Annotated in this window: 11 protein-coding genes; 2 read left to right on the top strand and 9 right to left on the bottom strand. The window is 37.5% G+C overall.

Going from position 1 to position 15,067, the window contains the following annotated elements:
* Positions 1-56: 56 nt before the first annotated feature.
* Positions 57-431, top strand: a complete 375-nt coding sequence (locus CPS_RS09850; RefSeq protein ID WP_011043029.1) for a hypothetical protein — start codon at positions 57-59, stop codon at positions 429-431.
* A gap of 25 nt (positions 432-456) precedes the next feature.
* Here CPS_RS09850 and CPS_RS09845 read toward each other — a convergent pair whose 3' ends face one another.
* The 9 genes from CPS_RS09845 to rimP all read right to left on the bottom strand — a co-directional run bounded on the left by CPS_RS09845 (position 457) and on the right by rimP (position 12,471).
* Positions 457-2,043, bottom strand: a complete 1,587-nt coding sequence (locus CPS_RS09845; RefSeq protein WP_011043028.1) for a hypothetical protein — start codon at positions 2,041-2,043, stop codon at positions 457-459.
* A 92-nt stretch (positions 2,044-2,135) separates the two neighbouring features.
* Positions 2,136-3,053 (bottom strand): lipoprotein NlpI, encoded by a 918-nt coding sequence (gene nlpI, locus CPS_RS09840; protein ID WP_041736888.1) that lies wholly within the window; start codon positions 3,051-3,053, stop codon positions 2,136-2,138.
* Between the two features lie 126 nt (positions 3,054-3,179).
* A complete protein-coding gene (gene pnp / locus CPS_RS09835) occupies positions 3,180-5,297 on the bottom strand; it encodes a polyribonucleotide nucleotidyltransferase (protein ID WP_011043026.1) in 2,118 nt (705 codons plus the stop codon).
* Positions 5,298-5,678: 381 nt separating this feature from the next.
* Positions 5,679-5,948 (bottom strand): 30S ribosomal protein S15, encoded by a 270-nt coding sequence (gene rpsO, locus CPS_RS09830; RefSeq protein WP_011043025.1) that lies wholly within the window; start codon positions 5,946-5,948, stop codon positions 5,679-5,681.
* A gap of 243 nt (positions 5,949-6,191) precedes the next feature.
* Positions 6,192-7,148, bottom strand: coding sequence for a tRNA pseudouridine(55) synthase TruB (truB, locus tag CPS_RS09825; protein WP_011043024.1), 957 nt, complete (start codon positions 7,146-7,148; stop codon positions 6,192-6,194).
* A gap of 3 nt (positions 7,149-7,151) precedes the next feature.
* On the bottom strand, positions 7,152-7,580 hold the full coding sequence (rbfA, locus tag CPS_RS09820; protein WP_011043023.1) for a 30S ribosome-binding factor RbfA: 429 nt from the start codon (positions 7,578-7,580) through the stop codon (positions 7,152-7,154).
* Between the two features lie 202 nt (positions 7,581-7,782).
* Positions 7,783-10,452, bottom strand: coding sequence for a translation initiation factor IF-2 (gene infB, locus CPS_RS09815; RefSeq protein ID WP_011043022.1), 2,670 nt, complete (start codon positions 10,450-10,452; stop codon positions 7,783-7,785).
* Positions 10,453-10,473: 21 nt separating this feature from the next.
* Positions 10,474-11,967, bottom strand: coding sequence for a transcription termination factor NusA (gene nusA, locus CPS_RS09810; RefSeq protein ID WP_011043021.1), 1,494 nt, complete (start codon positions 11,965-11,967; stop codon positions 10,474-10,476).
* A 48-nt stretch (positions 11,968-12,015) separates the two neighbouring features.
* A complete protein-coding gene (rimP, locus tag CPS_RS09805; protein WP_011043020.1) occupies positions 12,016-12,471 on the bottom strand; it encodes a ribosome maturation factor RimP in 456 nt (151 codons plus the stop codon).
* A gap of 567 nt (positions 12,472-13,038) precedes the next feature.
* On the opposite strand from rimP, the gene CPS_RS09800 reads away from it, so the two are divergent.
* Complete coding sequence (locus CPS_RS09800; protein ID WP_011043019.1) at positions 13,039-14,943, top strand: EAL domain-containing protein; 1,905 nt, start codon at positions 13,039-13,041, stop codon at positions 14,941-14,943.
* The last annotated feature ends 124 nt before the right edge of the window (positions 14,944-15,067 follow it).

The raw sequence follows: 15,067 nt of genomic DNA, 5'->3' as shown, positions 1-15,067 counted from the left end.
AAAGGGTTGAATTTAGACTATAACTAATAGGGTGTCCTCTATGAAGGGTTTCTAAAATGAGTTTCTTCGCCTACTTTTACCAACTCAAAGCCAGTCTCAAAAAATTTTTAAATTCAAATAAAACTATAACGCCCAAACAAGAAAAGACCAAATACGATCAAGAAATAAACGCAAATTTAAACTATAACCTCAGACAAAAATGTAAAAGAGCAGCTCAAGAAATCCGGTATACAGAAAATTTTACCCATTGGCCAATAACTGAAGCTAAACTCAAAAAAGAAGCTAAGAAAAACTCTTTAATCTATTTAGATGTTACCCGTAAAAAAAGAATGCCATACACACAGAACGATCATTCCGAAAGTAAAGTTATTGCTGTTATAGATAAGGGAAATCAGGCTAATAAAGTTGTGGTAATAAAGAAGCACCGATAGTGTCAAATTGTCTTGAAACTAATACTTAAAACGCTCCCTCCAATATATAGACTTTTCTAACCGGGTCGTCTTCCCATTTTGCCGCTTGCTCGACCCAATATTTTACACTAGCAAGTTGACCTTGTTTGTATAAAGCCAACGCTATGTTGTAATGAAAACTTGGCATCAAAAAATCGTATGGCTTGGTATTTAGTAGACCAAGGTATTCTTCAGGAAAATCATCGTTAAAATATCTCAGTTGGGTATGTCTACTTAATGGCTTAAAAGAAGCGTAAGCTGACTCGATATTACTTGATGCGAAATTAGCGATTGAGTTATCGAGTAAGCTTTCGATTGAAGCAGATTTCTGACAACTTTCAGAAATATGAACACCTATTTGATTGGCATAACCTTTCGGTGTACCTAAACGCCAATGTTGCTTTTTACTTGAACCAGTTCGTATTTCTTCCAAAATAGGCGTGCTAGCGTTAATGCTGTGAGCCCATGGAATATTTATTAATATACTTGCTCTTAATTCTTGCTGTTCACCATGATAATACCTGTTTAATACCGCCATATTATGCGCAAAAGGTTTTTGCTGTATTCCTTGGCATTTAGCGTGACCTTTAATTAAAGGGTATTCATCAACAAATCCGAGCAAGTGGCTTACTTCATGGCTAAATACATCAGTATTATCGTTAACATCAAAATATAATATACCTAAGTGTACGTTAGCCCCTCCATCTTTTAACATTAACCCGATATGTCGAGTATTAACTTCTTTCGCCACACTTTCCCAGCGTAATTCATCACAGGAGATAGCGTGTTGCGCTTGGGCCTCACAATCAAGATTTTTGATACTAATATATCGGGGTGTCGGAAGACATATATATTCTGCTAATTTTTGCTGTTCTTTAAAACCTTTAATCAGCATTTCAAGGTGCTTTAAATGACTTAGGCTAGTAGCAAAAAGTTGTAAACTAGTAATGCAATTTTTTGAATTTTCTATATTCAGATCAATTTTATTATTAGTCGTACTTGTTAATACTGAACTGTCATCTATTACTGAATATCTATCTATATCAGTTAATAAACGCTTAGTTTGAGCATTACCATATAACTTCAATAAATCAGATTTTAATAACGATTTAACCCGTGTAACATCCCCTAATTCAATAGCCATAGTAATCCGTAACAAAAGCACGGCGACGGCTAACTCATTATCGGGTAATACATCAGGTAAAGCTCTTAATGTCATTTCTGCTGTTACAGTTTTCCCTTGTCGATAATACAGTTGTGTTAGGTTAAAAATTGCTTGTTTTGAGCCTAAGCGAATAGCTTGTTCAAACCACATAATAGCTTTACTAATCGATTTCGTATTTGATTTTTGCTTTGCTGCTTGTTGATACCAGTTACCAAGCTTTAATGCTGCTATTTTTTTATTTTTTGCTAACTCTCGATTAAGGGTAAGCCAATGAGTACTGCCTAGCTCAGTTTTACGTTCTTCAATGGTTAACGCGGTAATGTGATTATGTTTAAGGGCATAAGTTATTTGACCTATTCGATAATGATTACTCGACAACTGCTCAGTTAAATACGAAGACAAAAAAAATGAGCTTGATGACAAAGACATCGTCAAGCTCATTACTAATATTAAAAGGAAAATTTTACTAATATGCATTTTGGTAGCTAAATAATTTAGCCTGAGTTAATCAGGCTAGATTGTTAAGGCTGACTTTCAGCGACTTTTTTAGTGCGCATTAAATCTAGTTCAAGCTTCGCGTATCTATGCTCAACAAATTCGTAAACATTAGTACTTAATGCCAGCTTAAAGTAATTAGCTGCACTTCCACGATAACCTAAGGTTTGGTTATATTTACCTAAATAGAAATAGGCCTCGCATAAACGTTCGGTCAGCTCTTTATTTGATCTTATATCTTTTGTTAAGTTTTTAACAAAATCTCCTTGTGAAATTTCGCCTAGATACAGGTAAACAACCTGTTTAGCCCAAGTACGTTCATCAACTAATTCTGAACGTTGTTTCAACGAGTATTTTGCCGCAAGTGGATCTACCTCATACTCAGTTAAATACAACCACAACAAGCGGTATGGATCATCTTGCTGCTTTTGATGAAAGGCTTTAAAGTCAATACTGGCAAGTTCAGGTCTAGAGCCATAATAAAGCGCTATACCTCTATTAAGATACGCATACTCATGATCAGGTGCTAGATCTAATGCCGAATCAAATTTCTCATAGGCTTGAGCAAACTCTTGCAATTGTGTGTAATGAATACCTAAAAAATTATAAGCATCAATTAAGTCGGGTTTTAATTGCAATGCATGAGAAAAGTCAAATCTTGCTAATGATCGTAAACCAACACTGTCGTATAAAACACCACGGTCATAAAATAACTGTGCTCTTTGAACGTCAGATATTTTCGCTCTATTTATCACTTCAGTTAAACGTGCAATCGCGATTTCACTCTTATAGTTAATACTAAGGGGTTCAGCAATTACAATATTATTCATTATTGATGAAGAAATATTATTGTTATTCTCCCCCTGACTTGAAGCACAGCCTTGTGTCAACAGCGTACTACTTAAGAGTAAAATTAGAATAATTGTTTTGATAAAAGAATGCACAAAAATGCCTTATAAATAAATAACTAACAACTGGAATCATTTCATTATAAACAAAAAAGGAGCCATGTGGCTCCTTTTTACTTAATGAAATGTAAAAGTTTTTTACTAAACTATTACTTTACATAATTACTCAGCAGCTGGTGTTGCTTCTGCAGCTGGTTTTTCCATAGCTTCTTTGATACTTAAACGTACACGGCCTTGACGGTCAACTTCAAGTACTTTAACTTTCACTTCTTGACCTTCAGTTAATACTTCACTTACGTTATTAACGCGCTCTTCAGAGATTTGTGAAATATGTACTAAACCATCTTTACCTGGAAGAACATTAACGAACGCACCAAAATCAACGATACGAACAACTTTACCTGTGTAAAGTGTACCTACTTCAATTTCAGCAGTTAGTGCTTTAATGCGGTTGATTGCATCTTCAGCTTGCTCACCAGAAGTTGCAGCAATTTTAACTGTGCCGTCATCTTCGATTTCAATAGTAGTACCCGTTTCTTCAGTAAGTTGACGAATAGTTGCGCCGCCTTTACCAATGATGTCACGAATCTTATCTTGGCTAACTTTCATTGTATGAATGCGAGGAGCGAATTCAGAGATATCATCTCTGTGTCCACCAATAGCTTCATCCATTACAGATAAAATGTGAGTACGTGCAGCTTTTGCTTGGTTTAAAGCAATCTGCATAATTTCTTGAGTAATACCTTCAATTTTAATGTCCATTTGAAGTGCAGTAATACCACCAGTGGTACCCGCTACTTTAAAGTCCATGTCACCTAAGTGATCTTCATCACCTAAGATGTCAGAAAGAACAACGAATTTTTCGCCTTCTTTAACAAGACCCATTGCGATACCAGCAACAGATGCTTTAATTGGAACACCAGCATCCATAAGTGCTAATGAAGTACCACATACTGAAGCCATTGAAGATGAACCATTTGATTCAGTGATTTCAGAAACAACACGTACTGCATACGGGAATTCTTCAAGTGAAGGCATAACTGCCAACATACCACGTTTCGCTAAACGGCCATGGCCAATTTCACGACGCTTCGGGCTACCAACAAATCCAGTCTCACCTACACAATAAGGAGGGAAGTTGTAATGAAGCATGAATGGGTCAGTCTTATCACCCATTAACGTATCAAGACGTTGTGCATCACGTTGAGTACCAAGCGTAGCTGTAACTAATGCTTGAGTTTCACCACGTGTAAATACTGCAGAACCATGAGTTCTTGGTAATACACCTGTCATCACGTCTAAAGCACGAATTGATTCAGGATCACGACCATCGATACGAGGGTTGCCATCAGTAATACGGCCACGTACCACAGTTTTTTCTAAATCATGGAACAAATCTTTAGCTTCTTGAACGTCAACATCAGCATTTTCTGCTAATAACGCTTCAAGTACTGAGCTACGGATTTCTTTAATTTTCTCGTAACGAACAGCTTTTTCAGTAATTTGGTATGCTTCGTTAACTTGTGCTTCACTAAGTTCAGCAATTTTAGCTAATAATTCAGCATTTTTAACAGGAGCAACCCAATCCCATGAAGGAGTGTTAACTTCTGCTTTAAATTCTTTGATTGCTGAAACAGCTACTTGCATTTGCTCATGGCCATATACAACAGCACCAAGCATTACTTCTTCAGACAATACGTCAGCTTCAGATTCAACCATTAATACCGCTGAATCAGTACCTGATACAACTAGGTCTAATTGACTTGTTGGTAATTCAGATTGAAGCGGGTTAAGAATGTATTGACCGTCAGTATAACCAACGCGTGCTGCGCCAACAGGACCACTAAATGGAAGACCTGAAATAGCTAATGCTGCAGAAGTACCAATTAAAGAAATAATATCAGGTGCAATTTCAGGGTTAACTGAAACAACAGTGATAATAACTTGTACTTCGTTAGTGAAACCTTCTGGGAATAATGGACGAATTGGACGGTCAATTAGACGTGCAATAAGTGTTTCTTCTTCTGAAGGACGGCCTTCACGTTTAAAGAAACTTCCAGGAATTTTACCAGCAGCGTAAGCACGCTCTTGGTAGTTCACTGTTAATGGGAAGAAATCTTGTCCTGGTTTCGCTTCTTTTTTACCTACAACTGAAACAAGTACACAGGTATCGTCCATGCTTGCCATAACTGCAGCTGATGCTTGACGTGCAATTGCACCTGTTTCAAGTGTTACTGTATGTTTACCAAGTTGAAATTTTTTAGTAATTGGATTTAACATCTAATTAATTTCCTTAAATTTGTCTTTATTAATAATATTTACCAATCTGTACAATTATTTATTCACTGAGTATCTTGGTCAAAGCTACGAATAGCATGCCCAACTAAGTGGAACAAAAAATTATACAGTTTGGATTGGTTTGTGTTTGAAAAGATATACATACCGTTTTTAATTTATTCAAAAATCAGTAAATGTAAATTTTCACGGTCATTATACTAACTGAGCGTGTGAATGCTAGCTTCTAAGGGCAATTATTACTTTAAAGCACAAATTTATGCACCCTTTTAGTAACTATTCGTAAAAGTGTAAACCGCAGAAAACAAAAAAGGAGCCAATGGGCTCCTTTTAGTCGTTTAAGTTACAGTCGTTAGCAAATTGCTATTAACGACGTAGACCTAATTTACCGATTAACGCGCCGTAACGGTCAACGTTTTTACCTTTTAAGTAATCAAGTAATTTACGACGTTGTGCAACCATGCGTAATAAACCACGACGTGAATGGTGATCATGGATGTGCGCTTTAAAGTGACCTTGTAAGTGGTTGATTTGTGTAGTTAACAAAGCAACTTGAACTTCTGGAGAACCAGTATCACCTTCTGATTGAGCATATTCTGCAACGATTGCAGCTTTTTCTGTAGCATTTAAAGACATTATAAAATCCTTAGTGTGTTAACCCTACCCTCAATATTAATTGAGTTAAGAGTGATTGAAATACGCATCAAGCCAAACACTAATTTAGCCTTGATGACGAAAGAGCGCGTATTCTAGCAGCCAATAACTAAAAAGCAAGTGATTAGTTCAATCCAGAGCTTTATTAATTCACCTGCCCCCTAATAACCGTTCCAACTGAATTCTGGATCTTCAGTTACGATGGCGATATAACAATCTAACTCGCTAGTACTGTTCTAGAACAACGATACGTTTAGGTGCAACTAAACCATCATCATTGATAAAACCTACGCCAATAAATTCAGCGTCAGCATCATTTTCATCTTCGCCAAGGTACACTTGAACACTGCCTGCTTCAGGCTGGTTATAAGCTTGTACTGGGTTACCGTGACGTAGGAAATTGGCTGACATATCATCAACATAGACACAATGCATACCATCGACAGCACTATTCATAGGCAACAACAATGGGTCAAGAACATCCGAGGGCGTTATTTCATCCGCATTAGCTTGTTCAAGTAAGGCTTCAAGCTCAGGCAGTGTTATCATTTTTTCTACCGGATAATTACCTACAGCAGAACGTCTAAGGTGAGCCACATGAGCACCACAACCTAATAATTCCCCTAAATCATCAACGATAGTTCGGATATAAGTCCCTTTAGAAACATGAATATTTAGTTCAACTTCATCATGTTCAAAACGTAATAACTCAAGATTAAATACCGTGATATCACGTGCTTCGCGCGGTACTTCAATACCTTCTCTAGCATATTTATATAAAGGCTGACCTTGATGTTTTAGTGCAGAATACATAGACGGAACTTGTTTAGTTGTACCACGAAAACTGTCTAAAGCTTTCGCTAACTGCTCACTTGAAACGTCAACTGTTTTTTCACTGACAACTTCACCACCAGCATCACTTGTCGTAGTACGAATACCCAGCTTGGCGGTTACTTGATAGGTTTTATCTGTATCAAGTAAGTACTGTGAGAACTTAGTTCCCTCACCTAGACAAATTGGTAACATACCCGTTGCTAATGGGTCTAATGCACCCGTATGACCTGCTTTCTGGGCAAAGTAAATTCGCTTAACTGTTTGTAAAGCATGGTTTGATGACAGTCCATGGGGCTTATCTAATAACAAAACACCATTGACCTGACGGCCTTTTCTACGTTTTGCCATTACTTATTCGCCTTTCTCACTATCAACACTTGGTTCATCGTCAACCTGAGTATCATCAACTTCTGCGTCGCCATTTTTATCACTAGCGACAGCTTGGTCAACTAAGGCGCTCATGCGAACACCTTCACTCATTGAACTATCATAAACAAAGCGAAGATGCGGCATAATACGAGCACGTAGACGTTTACCTAACAATGAACGAATATAACCTTCAGCTTCAGCTAATACTTCTAACGAGGCTTTTATTTCATCTTGATTATCATTAAAAAAAGTAACAAATATTTTAGCGTAAGCTAAATCACGAGTAACTTCGACAGCTGAAACAGTCGTCATACTTAAACGAGGATCTTTAATTTCGCGCATTAAAATAGTCGCGATTTCTTTTTGGATTTGCTGACCAACACGGTCAGTACGGGCATATTCTCTAGCCATCGTATACTCCTATGAAACTGTTATTACTAACAGCTTTCAATTATCAATAATTAACACAAAAGGGGCATAAGCCCCTTTTGAAAAATAGTTTACTATTAGCTCGAAGCTAGTTGGTTCAAATATAAGGCGGAAGCACGAAGTTGACGCATGTCAATAAGTACTTCCAACGCAATAATTGTGCCTACTAGCAATGAGATACTAGTTATAACGAACGCTTAATTTCGATGGTTTCAAAGACTTCAATTTGATCACCAACACGTACATCATTGTAGTTCTTAACACCGATACCACACTCAGTACCGTTACGAACTTCTTGTACGTCATCTTTAAAGCGACGTAATGATTCAAGTTCACCTTCGTATATAACAACGTTTTCACGTAATACACGAATTGGAGCGCTACGTTTAATAACACCTTCAGTAACCATACAACCGGCAATAGCACCGATTTTAGGCGATTTAAACACGTCACGTACTTGTGCTAGACCAATGATTTCTTGCTTGAACTCTGGCGCTAACATGCCGCTCATCGCTTGCTTAACTTCTTCGATTAATGCGTAGATAACACTGTAGTAACGTAAATCGATGTTTTCTGATTCAATCACTTTACGCGCAGAAGCATCGGCACGAACGTTGAAACCAACAACAATAGCATTAGATGCAGCAGCTAATGTAGCATCTGTTTCAGTGATAGCACCTACGCCAGAACCGATGATTTTAACTTTAACTTCGTCAGTAGATAACTTAAGAAGTGAATCACTGATTGCTTCAAGTGAACCTTGAACATCTGACTTAATGACAACATTAACTTCTGAAATATCGCCTTCAGCCATACTAGCAAACATATTTTCAAGTTTAGCTTTCTGTTGACGAGCAAGTTTCACATCGCGGAATTTACCTTGACGGAACAAAGCAACTTCGCGCGCTTTCTTTTCATCTTTTACAACAGTCGCTTCATCACCTGAAATTGGAACACCACTTAATCCGATAATTTCAACTGGGATAGATGGACCTGCTGATTGAATAGTTTTGCCATTTTCATCGCGCATTGCACGAACACGGCCATATTCTAAACCACAAAGTACAATATCACCTTGCTTCAATGTACCTTCTTGTACCAATACAGTTGCTACTGGGCCACGGCCTTTATCTAATTTAGATTCAACCACAACACCATTTGCCATTTTATCTACAACAGCAGTTAGCTCTAATACTTCAGATTGTAACAATATAGAATCAAGTAATTCGTCAATACCTAGACCAGTCTTAGCTGATACATGACAGAATTGAACCTCACCGCCCCACTCTTCTGAAAGAACGCCGTGTTGTGATAATTCACTTTTAACACGATCTGGATCAGCAGACTCTTTATCCATTTTGTTAACGGCAATGATAATAGGCGCTTCAGAGGCTTGAGCATGTTGAATTGCTTCAATTGTCTGTGGCATAACACCATCATCTGCAGCAACAACAATCACTACGATATCTGTCGCTTTTGCACCACGAGAACGCATAGCAGTAAAGGCAGCATGACCTGGAGTATCCAAGAAAGTGATCATACCATGACCAGTTTCTACGTGATAAGCACCAATATGCTGAGTAATACCACCCGCTTCGCCGTCAGCTACTTTTGCTTCACGAATGTGATCAAGTAGTGATGTTTTACCATGATCAACATGACCCATAATAGTAACAACAGGTGCACGAGTAATCTCTTCACCAGTATCATTACGGTCAGCAAGTACTGCTTCTTCTAAAGCATTTTCTTTAACAAGTACAACTTCAAAACCCATATCTTCAGCAACAAGTGCTGCAGTTTCTTGGTCAATTACTTGGTTAATGGTTGCCATAGCACCCAATTTAAACATTGCTTTAACAACTTCAGCGCCTTTCTTAGACATTTTATTTGCTAATTCAGCAACAGAAATTGTTTCACCGATACGAATATCTTGTAATTTAGTTTCAACAGGTTTTGTAAAACCATGTTTTAAACTTTGTGGTGAAGACAAAGTTTTACCTTTACCACGGCCACTATTACGACCACGAGCATTACGATCTGGCGCTTTTTTCTTCTTACGTCGACGGCCACTTTCATCAGCAGAGTCACTTTTATCTTCCGCTTCTTGTGCGTAGACAGAAGACGTTAAATGTACAACTTCTTTTTCTTTTGCTTTACGTTCAGCTTCTTGTTCTTTCCAACGACCTTCATTTTCTTCAGCAAGCTTTTTAGCTGCTTCGGCCGCTGCTGCCGCTTCTGCTTCAACTTTCGCTAGCGTTTCTTTTTCTTGTGCTAAACGAAGTTTTTTAGCTTCTTCTGTCTCAGCTACCTTTTCTGGTGCTTGTTCAACATTTTTAGCTTTTTCTACAGCCGCAATTTTTGCTTTAGCTGCCGCTTCAATTTTAGCTTCAGCTTTACGCTCAGCTTCAACTTCAGCTTTAGCTGCTGCAACGCCTTTCTCATTTTCGGCTTCTTTCGCTGCTGCTTCTGCTTTCGCTTTGGCATCTGCTTCAGCTAAAATGGCTGCTTCAGCTTCAGCTTTCGCTGCTTCTTCAGCTAATTTTTCATCTTCAACTTCACTACGCTTCACGTAAGTACGTTTTTTGCGAACTTCAACATTAACCGACTTAGCTTTACTTCCGTGACCCATGGTCAAAGTAGACTTAGTTTTACGGTTTAAAGTGAGTTTGTTCGGTTTTGCTTCCGACTCATCACCATGTTGTTTTTTAAGGTGGCCTAATAAGGCTTCTTTTTCATCTTGCGAAATAGCATCGGTAGCCGATTTATTCACGCCTGAGTCAGCTAATTGAGTGACTAAGCGATCCACCGGTGTTCCGATTTCTTTGGCAAGTTCTGCTACAGTTATATCTGCCATCTATATTATTCTCCGGTGTTATTATTCTTCGTTAAACCAACAAATGTTACGCGCAGCCATGATTAGCTCACCCGCTTTGGTTTCATCTAATTCTTCAATATCGCTTATTTCATCGATACCCTGTTCAGCTAAGTCTTCGAGTGTGCGAACACCACGACTTGCTAAAACAAATGCTAAATGACGCTCTAAACCGTCAAGGTCAAGTAAGTCTTGAGCTGGCTCAGACCCCTCTAAAGTTTCTTCGCTAGCTAACGCTTGTGTCGTTAATGCTTCTTTAGCACGTTCACGAAGCGCTTCAATGATCTCTTCATCAAGACCATCAATATCTAGCATTTCAGCGGTAGGAACATAAGCAATCTCTTCTAATGAAGTGAAGCCTTCTTCTGCTAGTAATGTGGCAAAATCTTCATCAAGATCTAACTTATCAATAAACAAGTTTAATACTTTATCGTTTTCTGCCTGATGCTTCTCTTTCATGTCAGCAACAGTCATTACATTGAGTTCCCAACCAGTTAACTGGCTAGCTAAACGAATGTTTTGACCACTACGGCCAATCGCCATAGCTAAATTAGCTTCTTCAACGGCAATATCCATAGTGCCTTTGTCTTCATCAACAATAATTGAAGCGACTTCAGCAGGTGACATAGCGTTAATTACATATTGAGCAACGTTGTCATCATATAATACGATATCAACACGCTCTCCACCTAACTCGCCAGAAACAGCTTGTACACGTGAACCACGCATACCAACGCAAGCACCAACAGGGTCTATACGCTTATCATTACTTTTAACGGCAATTTTAGCGCGAGAACCAGGGTCACGAGCTGCGCCCTTAATTTCTAACATCTCTTCGCCAATTTCAGGCACTTCAACACGGAAAAGCTCAATGAGCATTTCAGGTTTAGTACGGCTTAAAAATAATTGCGCGCCACGTGCTTCTGGTTTGATTTCATACAACAAACCACGTACACGGTCACCCGGACGAAATGTTTCGCGTGGTAACATGTCATCACGGTAAATAACGGCTTCAGCATTATTACCTAAATCAACAATAACACTCTCACGACTTGCTTTTTTAACAACACCGGTAACAATCTCACCTAAGTGCTCTTGATAAGCTTCAGTCACTAAAGCACGTTCAGCTTCACGTATCTTTTGAACGATAACTTGTTTAGCTGTTTGCGTAGTTACACGGTCAAATTTAACTGACTCAATTTGATCTTCAGAATAATCGCCTACGTTCAATTCAGGAGCATCATATTGCGCTGCTGCTAAACCAATTTCTGCGTATGGGTTTTCCATCGGTTCGCCATCTTCAATGATCAACCAACGACGAAAAGTATCAAATTCACCACTTATACGGTCAATGCTGACACGTACAATGATGTCTCCTTCGTATTTTTTCTTGGTAGCTGTTTCTAAAGCAGTTTCCATTGCTTCAAAAATGCTTTCTCGTGGTAATGCTTTTTCATTAGAAACCGCATCAACAACCAGTAATATTTCCTTACTCATGCTACTTAGCCTTTAATTTATGTTAACTGTTTTTGATCTATTCAAGGTTTAAAACTTTGCGACAAGATTCGCTTTATCTATGTTGCTGATAGCTAATTCGTAATCGATGCTATCAACTTCTACTATTAAGGTATCGTTTTCAATGGCAACTAATGGCCCTTTGAACTTTCGACGACCATTTAAAGGCATCGAAATTTTTACATTAATAGTTTCACCAATGACTTCTTGAAAATGTGCTAATTCAAATAATGGTCGATCAACACCTGGTGATGAAACTTCTAAGCTGTATTCACTACTAATAGGATCTTCTACATCTAATATTGCACCAACTTGACGGCTTACTTCCGCACAATCGTCAACATTAATGCCATTTTCATGGTCAATAAACAAACGTAAAACTGAGTTGTTGCCTGCACTGATATATTCAATGCCATGCAAAGTTTTGCCAGTTTCTTCAACTGCAGGTCTTAATAAGTCAGTTAGTTTTTGCTCAAATTTAGCCAAGCGTTTTCTCCTGTTACTCTGCTCTCATGATAAATACATAAGCAGCATAGTATAAATTTTAGATATAAAAAAAGGGCACATAGCCCAACGAGATTTTTACTGTATTTGTCTATAATTACGTAATTTATCCGCGTAAAAAAACAAAAAAACCCCAAATCAGGGGCTTATTTCACTGTTTTCCCCCTAGATTAAACAAAAAACGATTTAATCTGGTTATTAATAGCTAAACTACTAATAATATTAATAAGAATATAAACAACATAAAACATGTTAATTTATTCAGTGACATCTTATTAAGCTCTATTGCGGCAAATTATATAGTGGCTCGACAACAAGCGCAAGAGGGATTAAGCATTATCCACTAGAAAAGTAGATTATTGTGCAAAATCTGTCTTATCAATATCGAGGAAATATTTGCTAAAATTAATTTATATTTTACAATATGTTAGTATTGCCCTTATAATGCAGCTATAAATATGACTATCATTTCATATAAAAAAATAGCACTGATTTCTACAGTATATCTATTACCCTCGATAGATTTCTAACGGAGCATTTAATTTCATTATGTATAAGTTTTCTAAGTTATTTATCAAAAATATATTGTTTGCGTTAGTTTTCATAGTCGCTTTAGGTGGCATTGCATTTTTCTTGCTTTCCACTTATGTGAATCAGCAAACGCTATCGCAACAAAAAACCATTCAAACTATTAGTCAACAATTTGTTGCCGATGATATTCCTGCACAAGAGATCGCTACTACGTTGTCGGCTGTTTTAAAGGCCAGTGACGATTACCAAACCTTAATTATTAAACGTGATTCTCTAATACTCGTTAATTATCAAAATAATTATATTCATCCTCTCGATTCTTTTTTAGCACAACGTAAAACAGTCTCGGTAAGTGAGCTTAATTTACAAGTTCAATACCAATTAGATTTTATCGGAATAATTAATTTTTTAACGCAACTGTTTATCGGTGTTATTGCGTTATCAATTATATTTGTTTTTATTTCAGCAAGATTGAATTATAAATTACAATTAACTATTTTTAGTGTGATCAGCAAGCAAATTGGTAATGAACTAGCAAAAATTAATAATGCCGATTTCATTACCAAGGAACAGGATAATCAACAACTACTTGAGATTCCTGCTTTAGAAGAAGGTATTGCCGAAATCAAGACAATGATGACAGAGCAATTTAATAATACAACCAATCTAGAAATAGAAGCCCATGTAGACAGCTTAACGGGCATTGAAAATCGAAATCGATTTGTCCAATTTTATGAAAACGAAATTGTAAATGACAGCCCGGTTAATTTTGGTGTTCTTCTAATTACTCGTTGCTCTGAGTTACAGACCATTAATCAAATCCACGGTTATAGCTCAGGTGACAATTATATTGTAAGAGTGGCCGAGATAATAAAAACGGCTTTGATTTCAAGACCTACGGGGAAGATTTTTCGTCTCAACAGTTCCGATTTTGCCACTATATTACCTAACGTGAAGCTAAAGCTAGCTGAAGACTATGCCAGTGAGTTAACAATTAAGTTTAATGACTATCAGCAAGTCAATGAATTAGATTCTGTAGCCTTCACAGGCTTAGTCTATTTTGATAAATCCAAGCCATTAGGTGAATTATTAGCGCTAGCCGATACCGGAGTCAGTGTTGCTCAAACACAAAAAGTAAATTCATGGTATTCGCAAAAAGATATTGATATTTTAAATGATAGCAGCGCAAACTATGGCAATCAAAACTGGCGACAAGAGATAGATAGTGTATTAGGTGCTGGTCGCATCAGCTTATTATTACAGCCAATCCAACCAAGTGGTCGTAATACTCGCGTTTATGGAGAAATATTAGCGCGTTTCCTTAACGCTAACAATAACATGTTACCTACAGCAACATTTATTGCTATGGCAGAAAAACTAGACAAGATAACCGATGTAGACCGACTTATCATAGACACGGCCATTAAAGAGATAACCAGCAAAAATATGCTCGACAGTAGCTATGGTATTAATATTAGTCCTCGGAGTATTAACAATGAGCACTTTATGATCTGGCTAGAGCGTAAGTTATTGCGCGAACCAAGTGCAGCCTCTCGATTAGTGTTTGAAATATCAGAACTAGGTCTTCAACAAAATATTAAAACGGCTAAACGCCTAGTTGACATGCTACACCGTGTAGGCTCAAGAGTGACTGTAGAGCGATTTGGTGTAGGCTTGACTTCATTTAAGTTCTTCAGAGATTTAACACCTGACTACATTAAAATGGATAGTTCTTATACTCGTGATATTGACGATGATAAGAACAATCAATACTTCTTACGCTTAATGGTAGATTTAGCTCACAGACTTGGCATTAGCGTATTAGCTGAAAGTGTCGAAAGCCAAGAAGAAAAGCACACATTAGAAAAACTCTTTATCGATGGTTGTCAGGGCTATTATGTTGGAAAACCTGCACAATTATAATTAGTCTTACCCCTTTGTATTGCTTGAAGCCGAATGTATCATAAGCATTCGGCTTTTTTACAGAAGTAACATTTGTTATTTCAAAGCAAAGAAAATGAATAAAAGCGTAATACCCTTACTGCCG

Origin of the sequence: Colwellia psychrerythraea 34H (genome assembly GCF_000012325.1) — a bacterium.
Classification (GTDB): domain Bacteria; phylum Pseudomonadota; class Gammaproteobacteria; order Enterobacterales; family Alteromonadaceae; genus Colwellia; species Colwellia psychrerythraea_A.
The sequence above is the reverse complement of the archived record's forward strand: the minus strand, read 5'-3'. Positions and strand labels throughout refer to the sequence as shown.

Bases quoted from the DNA above. Each gene is read 5' to 3' on its own strand.
- CPS_RS09850 (WP_011043029.1), top strand. From the start codon at position 57: ATGAGTTTCTTCGCCTACTTTTACCAACTCAAAGCCAGTCTCAAAAAA.
- CPS_RS09845 (WP_011043028.1), bottom strand. From the start codon at position 2,043: ATGTCTTTGTCATCAAGCTCATTTTTTTTGTCTTCGTATTTAACTGAG.
- pnp (WP_011043026.1), bottom strand. From the start codon at position 5,297: ATGTTAAATCCAATTACTAAAAAATTTCAACTTGGTAAACATACAGTA.
- rpsO (WP_011043025.1), bottom strand. From the start codon at position 5,948: ATGTCTTTAAATGCTACAGAAAAAGCTGCAATCGTTGCAGAATATGCT.
- truB (WP_011043024.1), bottom strand. From the start codon at position 7,148: ATGGCAAAACGTAGAAAAGGCCGTCAGGTCAATGGTGTTTTGTTATTA.
- rbfA (WP_011043023.1), bottom strand. From the start codon at position 7,580: ATGGCTAGAGAATATGCCCGTACTGACCGTGTTGGTCAGCAAATCCAA.
- infB (WP_011043022.1), bottom strand. From the start codon at position 10,452: ATGGCAGATATAACTGTAGCAGAACTTGCCAAAGAAATCGGAACACCG.
- nusA (WP_011043021.1), bottom strand. From the start codon at position 11,967: ATGAGTAAGGAAATATTACTGGTTGTTGATGCGGTTTCTAATGAAAAA.
- CPS_RS09800 (WP_011043019.1), top strand. From the start codon at position 13,039: ATGTATAAGTTTTCTAAGTTATTTATCAAAAATATATTGTTTGCGTTA.